Origin of the sequence: Allobosea sp. UC22_33 (assembly GCF_042700715.1) — a bacterium.
Classification (GTDB): Bacteria; Pseudomonadota; Alphaproteobacteria; order Rhizobiales; family Beijerinckiaceae; genus Allobosea.
This window is the reverse complement of record NZ_CP170556.1, coordinates 1,086,251-1,106,062: the sequence shown is the minus strand read 5'-3', so window position 1 is coordinate 1,106,062 and position 19,812 is coordinate 1,086,251. Positions and strand designations below refer to the sequence as shown.

17 protein-coding genes are annotated in these 19,812 nt (G+C 67.4%); 7 read left to right on the top strand and 10 right to left on the bottom strand.

Translation table 11 applies throughout. The annotated features are described in order from the left end of the window. Window positions 1–42: 42 nt before the first annotated feature. The 4 genes from glcF to ACFJGT_RS05180 are packed head-to-tail and all read right to left on the bottom strand — an operon-like array spanning window position 43 to window position 4,675. Entirely contained in the window at window positions 43–1,416 is a 1,374-nt protein-coding gene (glcF, locus tag ACFJGT_RS05195) for a glycolate oxidase subunit GlcF (RefSeq protein WP_377846551.1), read from the bottom strand. 3 nt (window positions 1,417–1,419) lie between these two features. Further along, complete coding sequence (locus ACFJGT_RS05190; RefSeq protein ID WP_377846549.1) at window positions 1,420–2,055, bottom strand: DUF2585 family protein; 636 nt, start codon at window positions 2,053–2,055, stop codon at window positions 1,420–1,422. After that, window positions 2,055–3,242, bottom strand: a complete 1,188-nt coding sequence (locus tag ACFJGT_RS05185) for an FAD-binding protein (protein ID WP_377846547.1) — start codon at window positions 3,240–3,242, stop codon at window positions 2,055–2,057. The genes ACFJGT_RS05190 and ACFJGT_RS05185 overlap by 1 nt, the downstream gene beginning before the upstream one ends. Continuing rightward, window positions 3,239–4,675, bottom strand: coding sequence for an FAD-binding oxidoreductase (locus ACFJGT_RS05180; protein ID WP_377846545.1), 1,437 nt, complete (start codon window positions 4,673–4,675; stop codon window positions 3,239–3,241). Before ACFJGT_RS05180 ends, ACFJGT_RS05185 begins: the two co-directional genes overlap by 4 nt. Window positions 4,676–4,813: 138 nt before the next feature. Between ACFJGT_RS05180 and ACFJGT_RS05175 the strand changes: the two genes are divergently transcribed. After that, a complete protein-coding gene (locus ACFJGT_RS05175) occupies window positions 4,814–5,719 on the top strand; it encodes a LysR family transcriptional regulator (protein WP_377848927.1) in 906 nt (301 codons plus the stop codon). Window positions 5,720–5,864: 145 nt separating this feature from the next. Further along, window positions 5,865–6,800 carry an SMP-30/gluconolactonase/LRE family protein gene (locus ACFJGT_RS05170; RefSeq protein ID WP_377846542.1) on the top strand — a complete coding sequence of 312 codons (936 nt, stop codon included), beginning with the start codon at window positions 5,865–5,867 and terminating at the stop codon, window positions 6,798–6,800. 9 nt (window positions 6,801–6,809) lie between these two features. Here the strand turns inward: ACFJGT_RS05170 and ACFJGT_RS05165 are convergent, their stop codons facing one another. From ACFJGT_RS05165 to mscL, 4 genes are all read right to left on the bottom strand, one after another. Next, entirely contained in the window at window positions 6,810–8,165 is a 1,356-nt protein-coding gene (locus ACFJGT_RS05165; protein WP_377846540.1) for a protoporphyrinogen/coproporphyrinogen oxidase, read from the bottom strand. 135 nt (window positions 8,166–8,300) lie between these two features. Further along, a complete protein-coding gene (locus ACFJGT_RS05160; RefSeq protein WP_377846538.1) occupies window positions 8,301–9,362 on the bottom strand; it encodes an AbrB family transcriptional regulator in 1,062 nt (353 codons plus the stop codon). A gap of 118 nt (window positions 9,363–9,480) precedes the next feature. Beyond that, a complete protein-coding gene (locus ACFJGT_RS05155) occupies window positions 9,481–10,674 on the bottom strand; it encodes a pyridoxal phosphate-dependent aminotransferase (RefSeq protein WP_377846536.1) in 1,194 nt (397 codons plus the stop codon). Window positions 10,675–10,796: 122 nt separating this feature from the next. Next, on the bottom strand, window positions 10,797–11,216 hold the full coding sequence (gene mscL, locus ACFJGT_RS05150; RefSeq protein WP_377846534.1) for a large conductance mechanosensitive channel protein MscL: 420 nt from the start codon (window positions 11,214–11,216) through the stop codon (window positions 10,797–10,799). A 272-nt stretch (window positions 11,217–11,488) separates the two neighbouring features. Here mscL and ACFJGT_RS05145 point away from each other — a divergent pair, with 272 nt between their 5' ends. After that, window positions 11,489–15,061 (top strand): NahK/ErcS family hybrid sensor histidine kinase/response regulator, encoded by a 3,573-nt coding sequence (locus ACFJGT_RS05145; RefSeq protein WP_377846532.1) that lies wholly within the window; start codon window positions 11,489–11,491, stop codon window positions 15,059–15,061. Window positions 15,062–15,218: 157 nt separating this feature from the next. Here the strand turns inward: ACFJGT_RS05145 and ACFJGT_RS05140 are convergent, their stop codons facing one another. Beyond that, entirely contained in the window at window positions 15,219–15,782 is a 564-nt protein-coding gene (locus tag ACFJGT_RS05140; RefSeq protein ID WP_377846530.1) for a thioesterase family protein, read from the bottom strand. A gap of 105 nt (window positions 15,783–15,887) precedes the next feature. On the opposite strand from ACFJGT_RS05140, the gene ACFJGT_RS05135 reads away from it, so the two are divergent. From ACFJGT_RS05135 to ACFJGT_RS05120, 4 genes are all read left to right on the top strand, one after another. Beyond that, window positions 15,888–16,400, top strand: coding sequence for a tyrosine phosphatase family protein (locus ACFJGT_RS05135; RefSeq protein WP_377846528.1), 513 nt, complete (start codon window positions 15,888–15,890; stop codon window positions 16,398–16,400). A 148-nt stretch (window positions 16,401–16,548) separates the two neighbouring features. Further along, on the top strand, window positions 16,549–17,013 hold the full coding sequence (locus ACFJGT_RS05130; protein ID WP_173049670.1) for an Lrp/AsnC family transcriptional regulator: 465 nt from the start codon (window positions 16,549–16,551) through the stop codon (window positions 17,011–17,013). Window positions 17,014–17,088: 75 nt separating this feature from the next. After that, window positions 17,089–17,346, top strand: a complete 258-nt coding sequence (locus tag ACFJGT_RS05125) for an exodeoxyribonuclease VII small subunit (protein ID WP_377846526.1) — start codon at window positions 17,089–17,091, stop codon at window positions 17,344–17,346. A 166-nt stretch (window positions 17,347–17,512) separates the two neighbouring features. After that, window positions 17,513–18,433, top strand: coding sequence for a pirin family protein (locus ACFJGT_RS05120; RefSeq protein WP_377846524.1), 921 nt, complete (start codon window positions 17,513–17,515; stop codon window positions 18,431–18,433). A gap of 90 nt (window positions 18,434–18,523) precedes the next feature. On the opposite strand, the gene ACFJGT_RS05115 is transcribed toward ACFJGT_RS05120, so the two are convergent. Continuing rightward, window positions 18,524–19,753: an MFS transporter gene (locus ACFJGT_RS05115; protein ID WP_377846522.1), complete on the bottom strand. Its 1,230-nt coding sequence runs from the start codon at window positions 19,751–19,753 to the stop codon at window positions 18,524–18,526. Window positions 19,754–19,812 lie beyond the last annotated feature (59 nt).

The following is a 19,812-nucleotide window of genomic DNA, read 5'->3' as shown; positions in this document are numbered from 1 at the left end:
AGGAGATGCTCGGGTCAAGCCCGAGCATGACGCGTTTGTTGGCTATTCGGCCGCCGCGAGTGTCGCAACGCGCAGCGGCCGATCCTCGATCCCCGCCCGCGCCAGCTTCTCCGGCAGTGGCCCGCCGGTCGCCCAGTCGAGCAGCTCAGCCGTATGCACCACCGGCGTGGTGGCGCCCTTGTCCGCAAAACCCTTCGCGAGCTGGGTCATGCAGCCGATATTGCCGGTCGCGACCAGCATCGGCTTCGTGCGCTCGATATTTCCGATCTTGCGCTCGCGCAGCTTCCCCGCAATCTCGGGCTGGAGGATGTTGTAGACGCCGGCCGAGCCGCAGCAGATATGGCCCTCCGGCACCTCCTTGACCTTGAAACCGGCGCCCGACAACAGTCGCTTCGGCCCGTCCTTGAGCTGCTGGCCGTGCTGCATCGAGCAGGCCGAGTGATAGGCGATCGGCATCGCGACGTCGCGGACCGGAGCAAGCTCCAGCGTTTCCAGGAACTCGGTCACATCCTTCGCCAGCGCGGAGACCGTCGCCGCCTTCTCGGCATAGGCAGGCTCGTTGCGGAACATGAAGCCGTAATCCTTGATCGTCGTGCCACAGCCGGAGGCGGTGATCAGGATGGCGTCGAGCCCCTCGCCGTCGATCTCCGCCATCCAGGCGTCGATATTGGTGCGGGCGAAGGATAGGGCATCATGCTCCTGGCCCATATGATGGACCAGCGCGCCGCAGCAGCCCTCCCCCTTCGGCAGCACGACCTCGACGCCATGCCGGTTGAGCAGGCGGATCGTCGCCTCGTTGATGGCGGGATCGAGCACGGGCTGGGCGCAGCCGGAGAGCAGGGCGACGCGGCGCTTGCGCTCGGTCGGCGGCGGGAAGTTCTGCGGGCCTTCCATGGCGGAACGGGTCGGCAGGCGCGCGGGGGCCAGCGCCAGCATCGCCTTCAGGCGCGAGCCGATTACAGGGATGACGCCGAAAACGGGCGCCAGCGGCTTGGCGACCAGCGCCATCAGCATCGCCGCGCGGAAGCGGCCGGGATAGGGCAGGACCGCCGCCAGCACCTTGCGCAGCAAACGGTCATGCCAGGAGCGCGTGTAGGTCTCCTCGATATGCGCGCGGGCATGGTCGACGAGGTGCATGTAGTTCACGCCGGACGGGCAGGTCGTCATGCAGGAGAGGCAGGAGAGGCAGCGGTCGATATGGGTCACGACCTCCGGTGTGGCCGGCTTGCCGTTCTCCAGCATGTCCTTGATCAGGTAGATGCGCCCGCGCGGGGAATCGAGTTCGTCGCCGAGCAGCAAATAGGTCGGGCAGGTCGCGGTGCAGAAGCCGCAATGTACGCAGGTGCGCAGGATCTTCTCCGAGGCCGGCATGCGCGGATCGGAGGCGAGGCGCTCGGGAGTGAAGTTGGTCTGCATCGTTCAGGCCCCGCCCTGCCAGGCTTTGATCCAGTCCATCGGCCAGAGCAGCATGATGACGTTGAGGGTGAGGTTGTCGCGGATCAGCCAGCCGACGATCAGCTCCATCGCCAATGCGCTGGTCGCAGTCAGCCAGACCGGCACGAGGCGCGCGATCAGGAAGCCCAGTACCATCGAGAGGATGTCGCAGACCGAGTTCAGGACGCTGTCGCCGTAATAGTCGAGCGAGATCGTCGCCGAGCGGTAGTGCTCGATCACGCCGTTGGTATTCTCGGTGATCTCCCAGGCGCCTTCGAGCAGGATCGCGAGGAGGAGCGCGAGACCGAAGGAGATCGGCAGGCCGGTGATACGGCGGATCAGCCAGAACAAGCCGTAGAACAGGAAGCCGTGGATGATATGCGAGAAGGTGTACCAGTCGGCGATGTGCTGGGAGTTCTCGGAAGAGACCACCGTGCCCTGCCAGAACTTGATCGTCCCGCATTTGCAGATCGGCTCGCGGCCCATCCAGAGCAGGATCGCGGCGACGCCGGCGATCAGCAGCGCTGCGACAAGCACGAGCGCGACGGGGCTGAGCCGGTTGGGGGCCCAGCTGGCACGGCTATCGCGGGTTTCGGCGGAAAGCGTATCGGCGAGCGTCATCAGATCCCCGCATAGATCCGGCCGGGCTCGAAGATGCCGGCGGGATCGAAACTTGTCTTGATGCCAGCCGTGACCCGCATCAGCGGCTCGGCCAGCGGCTGGAACACGTCGACGGCGGCGCGGATCGCATCGGGCGCCCGCACCAGCGTGGCATGGCCGCCGAGCGGCTTCAGCGCGGCGCGGATCGCGGCGGCGCCGGCATCGCCATAGGCGGGAACTGCGAGCCAGACCAGTCCGCCACCCCAGTCGTAGAAGCAGCGCGCGGCCGGGATCATCCGCGTGATCGCAGCGGCGGCCTTCGGACCATGGGTCGGGGCGAGCGAGAGTCGCCAGACCGCGTCATCGCTCCCGGCGAAGAAGGCCGCATCGCGGATGCCGACCCAGAGTTCGGTTGGGGCTGCCCCTTCCAGCCGATCGGGCGTGCCATAGTCGTCGAGCAGCAGCGCGAGTTCAGCGGCACGGTAATCGATCGAGTCCGAAAAATTCTCCAGGCGCAGCAGGGTCAGCGCCTCCTCGCCAGCGATCCGGGCCGGGAGATGCGCCGCCGCCATCGGCTCGAAGGGCGAGCCCAGCGCTTTCGCCAGCAGGGCAACTCCCACGTTGTCGGAGAGGCCGCGCCATTGCAGCGTGACGATGCGTTCCGGCCGCGGTAGCACGCGGAATGTCACTTCGGTGAGGAAGCCGAGCGTGCCGTGGCTGCCGCTCAGCAGTTTAACCAGATCGAGGCCGGTGACGTTCTTCATGACCCGCCCGCCGGACTTGATCATCTCGCCGCGGCCATTGACCAGCCGGACACCGATCAGGGAATCGCGGGCGGCGCCGGCGTTGATGCGGCGCGGACCGGAGATGTTGCAGGCGGCGACAGCGCCAATGGTGGGCTCGCCCTCGCTACCATAGAGGGCGCGGTGGTCCATCGGCTCGAAGGGCAGCATCTGGCCGCGCGCGGCGAGTGTCTCCTGCACCAGCGAAAGCGGCGTGCCGGCGCGGGCGGCGATGACCATCTCGGCCGGCTCGTAGAGGGTGATGCCGGTCAGGCTGGCGCTGGAGAGCGTGCTCGCGGCCTGGGCCGGGCGGCCGAGGCCATGACGGGTGCCGCCGCCGCGCAAGGTGAGCGGCACGGCGCTGTCGACGACCGATTTCACGACGGCGCAGGCCTGCGCCTCGGTGGTGGGAGTGTGGATGATCACGCCGCCACCCTGCCTTCCAGCGGGAACACCTTCGCCGGGTTGAGCAGCCAGCGCTCATCGAACACCGCCCTCACCCGCATCTGCTGGGCGAGGTCCTCGGGATTGAACTGGAAGGTCATCAGGTCGCGCTTCTCGATGCCGACGCCGTGCTCGCCGGTGAGACAGCCGCCGACCTCGACACAGAGCTTGAGGATGTCCATGCCGGCATCCTCCGCCTTCTGCGCCTCGAACGGGTCGTTGCAATTATAGAGGATCAGCGGATGGAGATTGCCGTCGCCGGCGTGGAAGACATTGGCGACGCGCAGGCCATAGCCCTTCACGATCTCGTCCATGCGCCTGAGCACATAGGGCAACTGCCCGGTCGGGATCGTGCCGTCCATGCAGATATAATCGGCGATGCGGCCGGTGGCGCCGAAGGCCGATTTGCGGCCCTTCCAGATCGCCGCCGCCTCCATCGCAGATTTCGATTCCTTGACGGTCTTCACGCCGTGCTCCCTGGCGATCGCGACGATGCGGGCGAGCTGGGCGTCCATCTCGTCGTCGGAGCCCTCGACCTCGATGATCAGCAGGGCCTCGACATCCATCGGATAGCCGGCCTTGGCGAAGGCCTCGCAGATTTCGATCGCCGGCTTGTCCATGAACTCCATCGCGACCGGGATGATGCCGGCGCCGATGATCGCAGCAACCGCCTCGCCCGCCTGCTCGCTGGTCGGGAAGCCGAACAGCACGGGCCGCGCACCCTCGGCTGCCCGCAGGATGCGCACCGTCGCCTCGGTGACGATGCCGAGCTGGCCCTCCGAGCCGTTGATCAGGCCGAGAAGGTCATAGCCCGGCGAATCGAGATGGGCGCCGCCGATCTCAACGATCGAGCCATCGAGCATGACCATGGTGACGCCGAGCACATTGTTGGTGGTGACGCCGTATTTCAGGCAGTGGGCACCGCCCGAGTTCATGCCGATATTGCCGCCGATCGAGCAGGCGAGCTGCGAGGACGGATCGGGCGCGTAGAAAAAGCCCTCGGCCGAGACCGCGCCGGTGACAGCCAGGTTGGTCACCCCGGCCTCGACCCGCGCGACGCGGTTGGCATAGTCGATCTCGAGGATGCGGTTCATCTTGGAGACGCCGATCACCACGGCGTCCTCCTGCGGGATCGCGCCGCCGGCGAGCGAGGTGCCGGAGCCGCGCGGCACCACCGGCACGCCCTCGTCCCGGCAATAGCGCAGGACGGCAGCGACCTCCTGCGTGGTCGAGGGCAGGACGACGGCGAGCGGCATGCGCCGATAGGCGGTCAGCGCATCGGTCTCATAGGGGCGGCGCTCATCGTCGCTGGTGATCAGCGCCTGCGGCGGAACGAGACGCGCGAGGCCGGCGATGATCGATTCGCGGCGGGCGAGGATGCCGGCATCCGGCACCGGAAAAGCAATCGCGCTCATCTCTCCCCTCCGCTTTCAACGACTCGCAACACGCCATGCACGGCATTCTCTCTGCGCGGCAGATTAGATCAATTCAATGGCACTTGCAGTGCGGCCAAAGCCAGCCATTATTTCCAGATTGGAAAAGGTGGCGTGGCGATGGACCGGTTCGGCGATCTCGATGTGTTCGCCCATGTGGTGACGACCAAGAGCATGTCGGCGGCCGGACGGCAGCTCAACCTGTCGCCGGCCGTGATCTCGAAGCGCATCCGCCGGCTGGAGGAGCGGCTCGGCGTGCGCCTGCTCCAGCGCACGACGCGGCAGCTCGCCCTCACCGAGGCCGGACAGGGTTTCTACGAGCGCGTCGTCTCGATCCTGTCCTCGATCGAGGAGGCCGAGTCCTGGGTGTCGAGCGGTGCCGGGCAGGTGCGCGGTACCCTGCGCGTGTCGGCGCCGACCTCGTTCGGCCGGATGCATGTCGCGCCGCATCTCAAGCGCTTCCTCGACGCCAACCCGCTGGTGACGGTCGAGCTCGTGCTGAGCGACGCCTTCGTCGATGTCGTCGGAGAGGGTTTCGACCTGGCGATCCGGATCGCCGACCTGCAGGATTCGAGCCTCGTCGCCAAGCGACTTGCCCGCAACCACCGGGTGCTCTGCGCGACGCCGGGCTATCTCGCCGAACACGGCACGCCCGCCGATATCGCCGCGCTGTCGGGCCATACCCTGATCGCCCATAACGCCGACCATTGGCGGCTCGACGGACCGGAAGGCCCGGTCTCGGTGAGGGTCAACGGCCCCTTGCGCACGAACTCCAGCGAGGTCGTACGCGAGGCGCTTCTGGGTGGCGTCGGCATCGCCCTGCGCTCGACCTGGGATGTCGGGCCGGAATTGAAATCGGGCGCGTTGCAGCGCGTCCTGCCGGCCTATGCGGTGGGCTCGCGCGTCGCGATCTATGCGGTCTATCCGAGCCGCCGGCACATGGAGCAGAAGGTGCGCGCCTTCGTCGACTATCTCGGCGAGCTCTACGGCGCCACGCCCTATTGGGATGCGGGGCTTGCGCTCTAGGCCATTGCCTCGCGTGGTGCAGCATCGTCATGCTCGGGCTTGACCCGAGCATCTCAAGACAAGAAGGCTCCTCTTCTGCCTGAGATTCTCGGGTCTACGCTTCGCTTCGCCCGAGAATGACGACCGGTGGAAAGGGAGGAATGACATGTTCGGCCAGCTCGAAGGCACGGGGGTTACGGTCCTCGATCCGCGGTTCCATCGCGTCATTCCGGGCTCGGCCCGGGTCGAGCGGCTTTGGACGGGGGCGCGCTGGTCGGAAGGGCCGGCCTGGTTCCCGGCCCATAACACGTTGATCTGGTCCGATATCCCGAACGACCGCATACTGCGCTACGACGCGCTGAGCGGCCAGGTCGGGACCTTCCGCCAGCCGGCGCGCAACTCCAACGGCAACACGGTCGACGCGCAAGGCCGGCTCGTCACCTGCGAGCATGGCGGGCGACAGGTGACGCGCACCGAGCATGACGGCTCGATCACCGTCCTCGCCAGCCATTTCGGCGGCAGGCGCCTGAACTCGCCCAATGACGTGGTGGTGAAATCGGACGGCTCGATCTGGTTCACCGATCCCGATTACGGCATCCTCAGCGACTACGAAGGCGACAAGTCCCCCAGCGAGATCGGCGCCTGCCATGTCTACCGGATCGACGGGCGTACCGGCGAGATCGCCGTCGTCGCCGATGATTTCGTCAAGCCCAACGGCCTCGCCTTCTCGCCGGACGAAAGCATCCTCTACATCGCCGATACCGGCGGCAGCCATGATCCCGAGAACGGGCCGCGGCATATCCGGGCCGTCACCGTCGAGGCCGATGGCGAGACGCTCGGCGCCTCACACGTGTTTGCCACCTGCACGAACGGGCTGTTCGACGGTTTCCGCCTCGATATCGAAGGCCGGATCTGGACCAGCGCGGCCGACGGCGTCCACATCTACCACCCGGACGGCACGCTGATCGGCAAGGTCCATATTCCGGAGATCACCGCGAATGTCTGCTGGGGCGGACCGAAGCTCAACCGCCTGTTCATCTGCGGCACGACCTCGCTCTATTCCGTGATGACGCATACGAACGGAGCGGTGCGGCCGGCCTAGAGCGGGGCGTCAGACGTCCTGCCCGACATAGCTGGCGACGTCGCCCATTCGCTTGCGCGTGCGCCAGTAGATGTCCTCCATCAGGAGATGCGCGAACTCGCCGTTGCGGCCGATGCTGTAGAGGCCGTCGACACCGGTGCTCTCAGCGAAATCCTGGCGGCGCTGCTCGTAGCGCGAGAGATAGACCGGATAGGCGAAAGGTGTCTTCAGCATGCCGCCGGCGCCGACATAGCGCTCGCGCATATGCGGATAGATCCGGCAGAGGCCGTCGAGGCAGGCCTCGGCCAGCTTCTCGTCGGACATCGTCCACCAGGAATCGCCGACCTCGCAGCCGATGTCGAAGGTCAGTTGCGTGCGCCCCTCCGGCGCGAGCCATGGCATCGAGAACGGTGCCTCGGTAACCCGGAAGAAGGGCTGCGTGCGATCCGGCACCCAGAGCATGGTGTCGGGCAGCAGGTTGCGGCCTTCGAAGCGCAGATTGACGAAGATCATCGGGCGGTAGCGGAAGCCCGCGAGTTCATCGAGCGCGTTGGCGCCCTCGACGAGCCTGGGCAGGACATGGACCGGGGCCGTGCTGATCACGGCGGAGACGCCGATCTCGCGGCCATTGACCTTCACCGCCGCGACCCTGCCGTTCTCGACATAGACGCGCTCGACCTTCGATTCCAACGCGATGCTGTCGCTGAGGCGGGCGACCGTCGGCTCCAGCAGCTTGGCGACGCCGCCTTCGGGATAGACATGATAGACGCGCGGGCTCTCCGGCATCTCGTGCGAATAGCCGTTGCAGACGGCCCTGCCCGACAGGCGCGAGGCCGCCTTCAGCAGGAAGGTCTTCATCACGCCGGCGGCGAGCTTGTTGCCGACGGCGGGGGAGAGTTCGCTGGCCGGCGCGCCCGACCAGGCCTCGGCGAGCGGGATCGCGACATCCTCGGCGAGCGCCTCGCCATAGGCGTTGCGGAACCAGTCGGCCGCGCTCGCGACGGGCTGGGGATGCAGGCGGGCCGAGACGGCGCTCGCCGCGTAGCGCGGCGAGAGCGCGAGGCCGAAGGGGTAGCTGTAGCTCTTGCTGCCGAGCGCGACCGCCTCGCCGTAGTGACGGACCGTGCGCGAGACCGCACTTGCCCCCATCGCATCGGCCAGTCGGTTGCTGACGAAATGCGCGCCGAAATCGTAGGTGTAACCCTCTGAATCCTTGAAGGAGGAGGCCATGCCGCCGACCGCGCGGCCGCTTTCGAAGACGGTCGCGCGAATGCCGCGACGCTCCAGATCGTAGGCTGCGGTGAGACCGGCAATGCCGGCGCCGATGACCGCGACGGGCTTGGCGAGGCGGCGCCAGACGGTCGGCGCCTTCACGGCGGTGTTCATGGCGGTCGCTCCGCTGTCATCGACCTCTGTCGACGGCTAAGTCCCTAGCAGGAGCGAATGAATTCGGATTTGCGGAAAAGCCGCAATCGAAGACCGGAACTATAATGGATCGTTAAGCTTAACCGCGCGGGACGGTCAGCGTGGCGGCGCGTTCTTCATGCGGCTGAGCACGAGCGGCATCGCCAGCCCGATGACGACAAAGCGCACGAGATGGTGCGCGCCGACATAGAGCGTATCGAGCCCCATGGCGAAGGCGAGCATCGCCATCGCCTCCAGGCCGCCCGGCGCGAAGGCCGCCATGCCGCTGGCATAGGACACGCCGGCAAGCCAGGCGGCCGGCCAGGCGAACAGGAAGGCGACGCCGATCGAGACCGCGAAGCCGCCGATGGCAAGCGGAAACAGCCCCTTCAATTCGTTGCGCGGGATATGGGCGATGCGCCCGCCCATGGTGGTGCCAAGCAGCACCTGCACGGCGATTTGGATCGGCATCGGCAGAGCGCCCTCGACGAGGCCGCTGCCATGCAGGGCTGCGCTGGCGAAGGTGGCGCCGAACATGAGCGGGGCGGAGAGACCGAGCCGCTCGAAGAGGAGGCCCAGCGCCAGCCCGGCCATGGTCACGCCGAACATGGTGCCGGCATCGACCTCCTGAACGACGGGGACCGGCATGCCGGTGGCGGCGCCGCTGAGCTGCATCACGCTGGGCAGGAGCGCGACGAGCACAAGCAGGCGGAAGAGCTGGACGACGGAAATCCGGCCGATATTGGCGCCCTTCGCCTGCGCCACCGCGAGCACGGTCGACAAGGCGCCGGGCGCAGCGGCGAGCAGAGCGTCGATCCAGGGCCAGCGCGCGACATGGCGCAGATAGGCCCCTGTTGCGAGCATGATCGCGGCGACGCCGGCGAGAAGGATGACGAGCGAGCCGGGGTAGCGGGCGGCGGCAGCCAGCGCCTCGGGCCTCGCCGCCGAACCGAGGATCGCACCTGACAGAACCATGGTGGAATCGAACCAGGGCCGGCGCAGGTTCGGCAGCGGGCGGATCAGCGAGACGACCGCGCTGATCAGCATCGACCCCGAAAGCCAGGCGGCAGGCATGCCGAGCAACGCGAAGGCCCCGCCGCCGACGGCCGCGAGCGCGATGACCAGAATTTCCCGCCAGAGAATGACCAGCCGGTTCGTGGGGTAGCCGAACGGTTTCATCGCGTTCCCGCCGCGCCGGAAACAGGCGGCGCCGGGCGTTCATGACGATGGCCCGGCGGCGGGTCAACCGACCCGCTGCCCGCCGGGTGCAGAGCGGCGTTGCGCCGCCGCCGTGAGATCAGACGATGGCCAGGGCCTTCTGCAGGCGCGCCACGGCCTCGACCAGATCGCTGGACTTGCGGGCGAAGCAGAGGCGAAGGCCGGTCTCGCCGCCGGGGCCGAACGCCGTGCCGGGGGCAAGGCCGACATTGGCGCTGTCGACCAGATCGAGCGCGAGCTTGCGTGAATCCTCACGGCCGTCGACCGAGAAGAACTGGTAGAACGCGCCGACCGGCGCGGAGAGCGTGACGCGGTTCGTCGCCTTCAAACCCTCGAACACGATCCGGCGGCCTTCGGCAGCGCGGGCGATCTGTTCGGCGACGAAGCCCTCGCCATCGTCGAGGGCGGCGATGGCGCCACGCTGGACGAAGACCGGCGAGCCCGAGGTCGAGTACTGGATCAGGTTTTCGACGATCTGGCCGAAGGCGACCGGCACTTCGATCCAGCCGATGCGCCAGCCGGTCATCGCCCAGTTCTTCGAGAAGGTCTGGACGAAGATGACGCGGTCCTCGCCTTCCATGATGTCGTGGAAGGACGGCGCGCACTCGGAGCCGTCATAGACGAAGCGGCCATAGATCTCGTCGGCGACGATCCAGATGCCATGCTTGCGCGAGAGCGCCAGCAGCGCCTCCTGCTCGGCCTTCGTCGCGGTCCAGCCGGTGGGGTTGGACGGCGAATTCACCAGGATGCCGCGGGTGCGCGGCGTGATCGCCTTCGCGAGCCGGTCGAGATCGAGGGTGAAACGGCCCTGCGCGTAGTCCATGGGAACGCAGACGGTCGCCGCGCCACTGACGCCGACGGCGGCACCGAAATTCGGCCAGGCCGGAGTCGGGATGAGGATCTCGTCGCCGGGGCCGGCGATCATCCGCACGGCGATCTGGACCGACTGCATGCCGGAGCCGGTGACGTAGAAGCTCTCGGGCGAGAAGGCGCGGCCGTAGAGGCGCTGGTGGTAGCGAGCGAGCGCCTCGCGCAGCTCGGGGATGCCGCGCTGCCAGGTGTAGAAGGTCTCGCCCGCTGCGAGCGAGCGCGCCGCCGCATCGGCGATGAAGGCGGGGGTCGAGAGGTCGCCCTCCCCGACCCAGAGCGGGATCAGGCCGGGCTTGAGACGGCCGTGGTTGACCACCTCGACGATGCCGCTTTCCGGCGCGTTCCGCGCTTCGGGGCGAAGCTCGGCAAGCAGGGTGCTGCCCGGCAGGTTGGCGCTGTTCATCGGGGTCGGCCTCACGAAAATCAGTACCCCACCTTTAGCCGATTGCGGCGCGGCGAGGCATGAAATCGCGAGATCGGGTCGATCGGCGGCCGTGATGAATCACGGCCGCGCGGGCATCCGGATCAGGCCTGCTTCTGCTTGAGCAGGTCGCGGATCTCGCCGAGCAGGACGACATCCTCCGCCTTGGCAGCGGGAGCTTCCGGCTGGGGCGGCTGCTTCTTCTGGAGCTTGTTGATCCCCTTGACCACGAGGAAGAGAACGAAGGCAATGATCAGGAAGTTGATCGCCACCGTGACAAAGTTGCCGTAGGCGAGGACCGCTCCCTGCTTCTTGGCTTCTTCCAGCACAGGGGCCGTGACGGCGCGATTAAGGCCGAGGAAGTAGTTCGAGAAGTCGACGCCGCCGAGCGCGCCGATAAAGGGCATGATGATATCGGAGACGAGGGAGTCGACGATCTTGCCGAAGGCCGCACCGATGATGACGCCGATGGCGAGATCGACGACATTGCCCTTGAGAGCGAATTTCTTGAATTCTTCCAACATGCTGCACCCCTTGAGAATCGGCAAGGCTACCCCAACAGCCTGAGCCGGACGCTAGACCAGCCGCGCGGAACAGGGAAAGCCCGAAAACGCGCTAAAGCCGGCCCAACGGCGCCTTAAACGCAAAGAGTTGGGGATGAATCCGGCCCAATGGCTTGCGCCAATGGCCTATGGCGAGCCGGCAGGCCGTCCGATACTCTGGGGGAAACCCCGAAGCGGAAGATCATGACGCCAGCACCCCGGCCCCTTTGGCATACGACTCCCCCGAGGGCGGCATGATCCCCGCCTGGTCCGTGGTGCTGGTCGCGCTCGCCTACCTGTGCGGGCTCTTCGCCGTCGCGCATATGGCCGACACCTCCGGGCGCAAGCTGATGACCGGGCGGGCGCGGACGACGATCTATGCGCTGGCGCTCGGTGTCTACTGCACCTCCTGGACCTTCTATGGCTCGGTCGGCTTCGCCAATCGCGCCGGCTTCGACTTCCTCGGCATCTATGTCGGGCCGATCCTCGTCATCGGGCTGGGCCATCGCTTCGTCGCCCGCATCGTCGGCATCGCCAAGTCGCAGAACATCACCTCGATCGCCGATTTCGTCGGCGCCCGCTACGGCAAGAGCGAGCGCGTCGCGGCGCTGGTCTGCCTCGTCGCGGTGATCGGCGCCCTGCCCTATATCTCGCTGCAGCTGAAGGCCGTCGCCAACTCGCTTTCGGTCTTCCTGGCGGCGACCGGCGGCCATCCGCCGACGCCGGACGTGCCGGTGCTGAGCGACCTGCCCTTCCTCGTCGCGATCGTGCTCGCCGGCTTCGCTTGCGCCTTCGGCACCCGCCATATCGACGCGACCGAGCACCAGGACGGGCTTGTCCTGGCGATCGCGGTCGAATCGCTGATCAAGCTCGTCGCCTTCCTCGTGCTCGGCTTCTTCATCGTCTACGGGCTGTTCGGCGGCCCGGGCGACCTGCTGGCGCAAGCCGCCAAACCGGCGGGCGGCGCCCTGCCGATCTGGGAGCGCACGTCGAGCTGGCCGAACTTCCTGACGCTGACGCTGCTGTCGAGCTGCGCCGCGCTGCTGCTGGCGCGGCAGTTCCACATGACGATCGTCGAGAACCGCGACGTGCGCGATGTCCGCCGCGCGGCCTGGATGTTCCCGCTTTATCTCGTACTGATCAACCTGTTCGTGCTGCCGCTGGCGGCGGCCGGCGAGATCCTGATCCCCGGCAGTGGCGTCGACCGCGACATGACCGTGCTGCTGCTGCCGCTGCAGCGCGAGGCCGGGGTGGTCGCGCTCCTGGTTTTCGTCGGAGGCCTCTCGGCGGCGACCGCGATGGTGATCGTCGCCTCCGTCGCGCTCGCGATCATGATCTCGAACCATCTCGTGATGCCGCTGCTGCTGCGCGGCCGGCGGGGCTTGAGCGATCCGGGGCGAGCGGTCCGGCTGTTCGGCCGGCGCGGCGACGGCAACAGCAATCTCGGCGGCGATCTCGGCTCGCAGGTGGTGGTCATCCGGCGGATCAGCATCTTCGTCGTGATCCTGCTCGGCTATCTCTACTACCGTGCCTCGGGCGAAGCGGCGCTGGTTTCGATCGGACTGCTCTCCTTCGCCGCGACGGCGCAGATCGCGCCGGCTTTCTTCGGCGGCCTTTTCTGGCGGCGCGGCACGGCGCTGGGCGCTGTCGCCGGGCTGACGCTCGGCACGCTGGTCTGGGCCTATACGCTGCTGATGCCGAGCCTGGCCTTGCCCGGCGGCTGGTGGAGCAGCATCGTCGCCGACGGCCCGTTCGGGGCCGGCATCTTCAGGCCGGAAGCGATGTTCGGGCTGGAATGGCCAGCCCTGCCGCATGGCGTGTTCTGGAGCCTCGGCGTCAACATCCTCGCCTATATCGGCTTCTCGCTGCTGCGGCCTGCCAATGCGATGGAGCGGCTGCAGGCCAATGCCTTCGTGGAGTCCCAGCCGGCAACGATGGCGCAGTCCTTCTCGCTCTGGCGCACCACCATCACCGAAGGCGAGCTGCAATCCACCATCGCGCGCTATCTCGGGGCGGAGCGCACGCAGCGTGCCTTCGAGGGCTTCAACAGCGGCCGTGGCGAAGCTTCGGAAAGCGGGCGCCAGGCCGATATCCATCTGCTGCGCTTCGGCGAGCATCTGCTCTCCTCGGCGATCGGCGCGGCATCGTCGCGGCTCGTGCTGTCGCTCTTGCTGAAACGGCGCAACCTCTCGACCGAAGCCGCCTTCAAGCTGCTCGACGATGCCTCGGCCGCCCTCCAGTACAATCGCGACATCCTCCAGCACGGGCTCGACCATGCCGGCCAGGGCATCACGGTGCTCGACCGCGACCTCAGGCTGCTCGCCTGGAACCAGGCCTTCATCCAGCTCTACGATCTGCCGGCCTCGCTGGTCCGGTTCGGCACGGGCCTCGACGAGATCGTGCGCTACAACGCGGCGCGCGGCGCATACGGCACCGGCGCGCGCGACGAATTGATGGCGGCGCGGCTGGAGAGCTTCATCAACGATCGCGAGCCGGTGCGCCTCAAGCTCTACCCGTCGAAGAAGGTCATCGAGGTCCGCACCAACGCCCTGCCCGATGGCGGCTTCGTCACGACCTATACCGACATCACCGAGACCGTCGCCGGCGAGGAAGAGCTCGAACGCGCCAACGAGGGCCTCGAACGGCGCGTCGCCGAGCGCACCGAGGAGCTGCTGCACGTCAATGCCGAGCTTCAGCGCGCCAAGGCCGAGGCGGAGGCCGCCAACGCCTCCAAGACGCGCTTCCTCGCCGCCGCCAGCCACGACATCCTGCAACCGCTCAACGCTGCGCGCCTCTATGCGACCTCGCTGGTCGAGCGCGACCGCAGCGGCGGGCAGCCGGAGCTGGCCGAGAATATCGACGCCTCGCTCGACGCGGTCGAGGAGATCCTGACCGCGTTGCTGGAGATCTCGCGGCTCGATGGTGGGGCGCTCAAGCCGGAGCTGTCATCCTTCCGTCTGGACGAACTGATGCGCCAGCTCCAGCGCGAGTTCGAGCCGAGTGCCCAGGAAAAGGGCCTGAAGCTCGTGTTCATGCCGACCAGCCTGACTCTCCGCTCCGATCGGCGCCTGCTGCGCCGCCTGCTTCAGAACCTGGTCTCCAACGCGATCAAGTACACGCCGAACGGCAAGGTGCTGATCGGCTGCCGGCGCCGCGGCAGCCAGGTCGCGGTCGAGGTGATCGATACCGGGCTAGGCATTCCCCAGAGCAAGCAGAAGACCGTGTTCCGCGAATTCCAGCGGCTCGACCAGGGGGCGAAGGTCGCGCGGGGCCTCGGGCTCGGGCTCTCGATCGTGCAGCGCATCGCGCGGGCGCTCGACCACGGGCTGACGCTCGATTCGGCGCCGGGGCGCGGCACGCGCTTCTCGATCTCGGTGCCGCGCGCCGCGCCATTGCCGGCGATGACGACGTCGGCGGCACCACGCAGCGCCCCCGCCGGACAACTCGCCGGCATGCGGCTGCTCGTGCTCGACAACGAGCCCGCCATCCTCGACGGCATGAAGCGCCTGCTCGAAGGCTGGGGCTGTCGTGTGACCATCGCCGCCAGCCTCGAAGAGGCGCTGCCGCATGTCGGCAGCAAGGGCGAGGCCGATGTGCTGATCGCCGACTACCATCTCGACCATGGCAACGGCCTGACCGCGATCAGTGCGCTCCGGGCCCGCGCCCGCACGCCGATGCCGGCGATCCTGCTCACCGCCGACCGGACGCCGCATGTGCGCGAAGCGGCGAACGCGCTCGACGTGCACCTGCTCAACAAGCCGCTGAAACCAGCCGCCTTGCGCGCGCTGCTGGCCCAGTGGCGGGCGACGCGGCTGGCGGCGGAGTAGCGGCGTGGCCTTTCAGTACAAGCGAGCCCTCATCCTGAGGAGCAAGCCATAGGCTTGCGTCTCGAAGGATGCTCCAGATGGGTCCGGAGCCTCCTGGAGCATCCTTCGAGACGCCGCTCACGCGGCTCCTCAGGATGAGGGCTCAGTTTTGGACAAGTCAGCGCTCGCTCGCGGCGGCCGCATTGCGCATCGCATCTTCCGAGGCGAGGAAGGCCGCGACTTCCGGGCTCGGCTCCGGGCTCTCGGCGGTGACGCCGATCTCGCCGAGCAGGCGCGCGACCGGGACATAGGCCCGCGCCTTCTTGTCGTAGAGCGCGGCCCGGACCAATGCGACCGCCGCGACGATCTCGGTGCCGTCGCGGCCCTGCATCAGCATGCGGTGCTGCATCACCAGCCAGTTCTCGCTCCAGCACAGGATTTTCGTCTCGACCCGGAACGGGCGGAACAGGCGCATCTCGCGGCGAAAGCGGATGGTGCCGGCATTGACCACCGGCAGCCAGCGATGGCGCAGCACCGCCCGCCACAGGCCGCTGCGCAGCATCAGGTCGAGCCGGCCGAGATCCATCAGCGTCCAGTAGCGGCCATTGTTCATGTGCAGGCTGGTGTCGAGATCGTGGAACCAGACCCGGAAAGGCAGGACGGATGCATCTGCCGGCAGGTCGAGCCGCTTGCGGAAGCGCGTCGTCAGCAGGAGCCAGATCAGGCGGAACCAGAGATTCATGGGGAGTTTTTCGGCACGGGATCGATCGGGACAGCGCCTCCATGTCATGGAGATGCCGGCACTGTCGATCATGCTATCGTCTGCCCATCGCTTCGGAGCCCGTCCTTGCCCACCCTCCACGTTTCCCCGCTGTCGCGGCTCGACGAGACGGTCGCAGCCGTCCGCGCCCGGCATCTCGTGACGCTGATCAATGTCGGCACCACGGTGGCGCGGCCGGAGGGAATCGCACCGGAGCGGCATCTCTTCCTGGGCATGTCCGATATCAGCCAGGCGTTGGACGGCCATGTCCTCGCGGGCCAGGAGCATATGGGGCGGCTGCTCGCTTTCGTTCGCGACTGGGACCGCGCAGAGCCGATGGTCATCCATTGCTGGGCCGGGATCAGCCGCTCGACGGCGGCGGCCTATATCGCGGCCTGCGTTCTTGATCCCGAGCGAGACGAGGAAGAAGTTGCCGACGTTCTTCGCGCCGTCGCACCTTCTGCCACACCAAATGCCAGACTGGTCGCGCTGGCCGATGCGGCGCTTGGGCGGCGCGGCCGGATGATCCGCGCGATCGAGCGAATCGGGCGCGGCGCGGATGCGTTCGAAGGCACACCTTTCAGCATGCCGCTCGCCTGAATTCCCGCTTCAGGCCACGCAGCTTCCTGCAGACTTTCTCCGCAGACGCTGTGAATGCTACGGCACTTGCGCCAGATCGCTGCAGAAGATTGCTTGCATCCGGCGAAATTTGCGACGATGCATCGTGCGGGAGGCTTTCACCGTGACCATGACGATCGAGCTCGACTCGCGCGACCGCTCCATCCTGCGGATTCTCCAGCAGGACGGGCGCATCACCAATTCGGACCTCGCCGAGAAGGTGCATCTGTCGCCCTCGGCCTGTCTGCGCCGCGTACGACAGCTCGAGGAGAGTGGCCTGATCCGCGGCTACGCGATGATGCTCGACGACAAGATCGCGGGCTTTCCCGGCACGGCCTTCGTCTTCGTCACGCTGGATCAGCAGGGCCGCGCCTCGCTGGAGAGCTTCGAGCAGGCGGTGCAGAGCCTGCCCGAGATCCTCGAATGCCATCTGCTGGCCGGCGCGCATGACTATCTGATGCGCGTGATCTATCGCGACAGCGCCGATTTCGAGCGCATCCATACCGACATCATCACGCAGTTGCCGGGCGTCACCCGCGTCCAGTCGACGCTGACGCTGCGCACGATCAAGAAGACCTCCGCCCTGCCAGTTTGAGGCAGGATCGCCGCGAACCGGGTTGCGGCCGGGCACGCTCCAGCCGATAAGCTCACCGCAAAGAGGAATCAGGCCGTGAGCGAAGAGAAGACCAACGCCGATGTCGCCGCCCTGCCCTTCGAGGCGGCGATGAAGGAACTCGAAGCCATCGTCGCGCGGCTGGAGCGCGGCGACGTTCCGCTCGAGGAATCGATCGCGATCTACACCCGCGGCGAGGCGCTGAAGGCGCGCTGCGACGCCCTGCTGAAGCAGGCGGAAGCCCGCATCGAGCGCATCACGCTCGGCGCCGACGGCAAGCCGACCGGCGCTGCCCCGCTCGACGTCGAGAGCTAAGCCGCTCTCCTGGGCAGCGCCTATCGCGGCGCAATGACAATCGTTCGGCAATGCCGCGACGCTTCAGGCGTCCCGGCATTGCATTTCTGCCAGCGGCCCGTTGCGATCCGGCGCTTGCCTGCCGGCCCCAGCGGGGTCAGATTCGGCCTCAACCAAGGAGGCCCTCATGTCGCAACTCCCCGCCGGCGATCCGATCCTGGGCGATGCCCGCTCCTGCGAGGCGATCGAGAAGGTGATCGTGCCGCGTTCCCATGATCTTGGCGGCTTCCAGGTCCGACGGGCGCTGCCTGCGATCGGCCAGCGCATGGTCGGCCCCTTCATCTTCTTCGACCAGATGGGACCGGCCGAATTCCATCTCGGCGAAGGTCTCGACGTGCGCCCGCACCCGCATATCGGGCTCTCGACCGTGACCTATCTCTTCGACGGCGAGATCATGCATCGCGACTCGCTCGGCACGGCGCTCGCGATCAAGCCCGGCGCGGTGAACCTGATGACGGCCGGACGCGGCATCGTCCATTCCGAGCGCACCGGCATGGAAGCGCGCGCCACCGGCCCGAAGCTCTACGGCATCCAGGCCTGGCTCGCCCTGCCAAAGACGCATGAGGAGACCGCGCCGGAGTTCAAGCATCATGGCGCCCAGGACCTGCCGCGCATCGTCGAGGGCGGCAAGCGCATCAGCCTGATCATGGGCTCGGCCTATGGCCAGACCTCGCCGGTCAAGTTCCCGTGGGACGCGCTCTATGCCGAGGCGGTGCTCTCGCCCGGCGCGATCCTGCCGCTCGACCCCGATTATGACGAGCGCGCGATCTATATCGTCTCCGGCAAGGTCGACATCGCCGGCGACGAATTCGGCGCCGGCCAGCTCCTCGTCTTCAAGCCGGGCGACAGGATCTCGATCCTCGCCATCGACCAGGCCCGCGTGATGATCGTGGGCGGCGAGCCGATGGACGGCCCGCGCAACATCTGGTGGAACTTCGTCTCCTCCTCGAAGGAGCGGATCGAACAGGCCAAGCACGAGTGGAAGACCGGCCGCTTCGACACCGTGCCCGGCGACGAGAGCGAGTTCATCCCGCTGCCCGAGGGCTGAGGCGACGTCTTCAGGTCATCATCCACGGCTCAGGTTTGTCCGTCATTCCGGGGCGATCCGAAGGATCGAGCCCGGAATGACGCCATAGGTTCACGCGGCCTCGGAGATATCCCGTAGCTGCGGCACTCGCGAGAAACCGATCAGCAGCAGCTGGATCAGGAAGCCAGCGGTCGCCAGCGCGAGGCAGGCGGCGATGCCGAGATGCGCCGCCACGGTGGCGCCGATCGCCGCGCCCACCGGCCGCGCGCCGAAGGTCGCCGTCATGATCAGCGCCGAGACGCGGCCGAGCATCGCGTTGGGCGTCACCGCCTGGCGTAATGTCATGGTCGAGATCGTCCAGATGATCGGCCCGACGCCGAACAGGAAGAAGCTCGCGGCGACCAGATAGACCGAGGGCAGCCAAAGCGTCGCGAGCATCACGCCGGCCGCGCAGAGCCCGGCGAAGGGCCCGAGCAGGATCAGCGTCCCGAAGGTGACCTGCTTCGCGATGGCCGGTGCCAGCACGGCGCCGACGATCATGCCCGCGCCGTAGATGCCGAGCGTCAAGCCGACCTGCGTCGCGCTCAGGCCCAGATTCTGGACGGCATAGGCGACATAGATCGCCTGGAAGATGAACCAGGAGACGTTGAAGAACACCGCCGTCATCAGGATCGGCCGGAGCAGATCGTGGCCGGCAACGAAGCGGGCGCCCTCCTTCAGATCCTCAAGCAGATCACGGCGCGGACCGGACGGCGCCTCGTCCTTCGGCAGGCCGGACAGCAGCATCGCCGCGAGGATCGAGAGCCCGGCCGCCAGCCCATAGGCGGTGGAGACGCCGATCCAGCCAACGAGCGCGCCACCGAGCGCCGGCCCGCCGGCATAGGCGGCGCTGCGCGCCAGCTCCAGCCAGCGATTGGCGTCGGCGAGCCGCTCGCGCGGCACGACAGAGGGAACGAAAGCCGGCGCCGCGACGCTGTAGCAGACCGTGCCGATGGCCCCGAGCGCACCGATCAGGGCGAGCCAGGCCAGGTTGAGGCTGCCTGCCGCGAGCAAAAGCGGGATCGCCAGCAGGGACACCGCCCGCAACGCCTCCGTGCCGACCATGAGGCGGCGCCGCGAGGCGCGATCGACCATCAAACCGGCGGGAATCGACAGGAGGAGGAAAGGCAAGGTCTGCGCGGTCTGGAGCCAGCCGGTCTCGGCCGGCCCGGCCGCGAGCATGAGAACGGCGGCCAATGGCGCGGCGGCAAGCGCGATCTGCTCCGAGAACTGGGCGAAGAGATTGGACCAGCCGATGCGGCGGAATGCCGTAGGCAAGGGCGTGGCGTCGGTCGGTTGCATGGCCTGATATCCCCGGAAGCGGTCGTATACGCACTGAAATGCGTTGTCGGCGCCGGAAC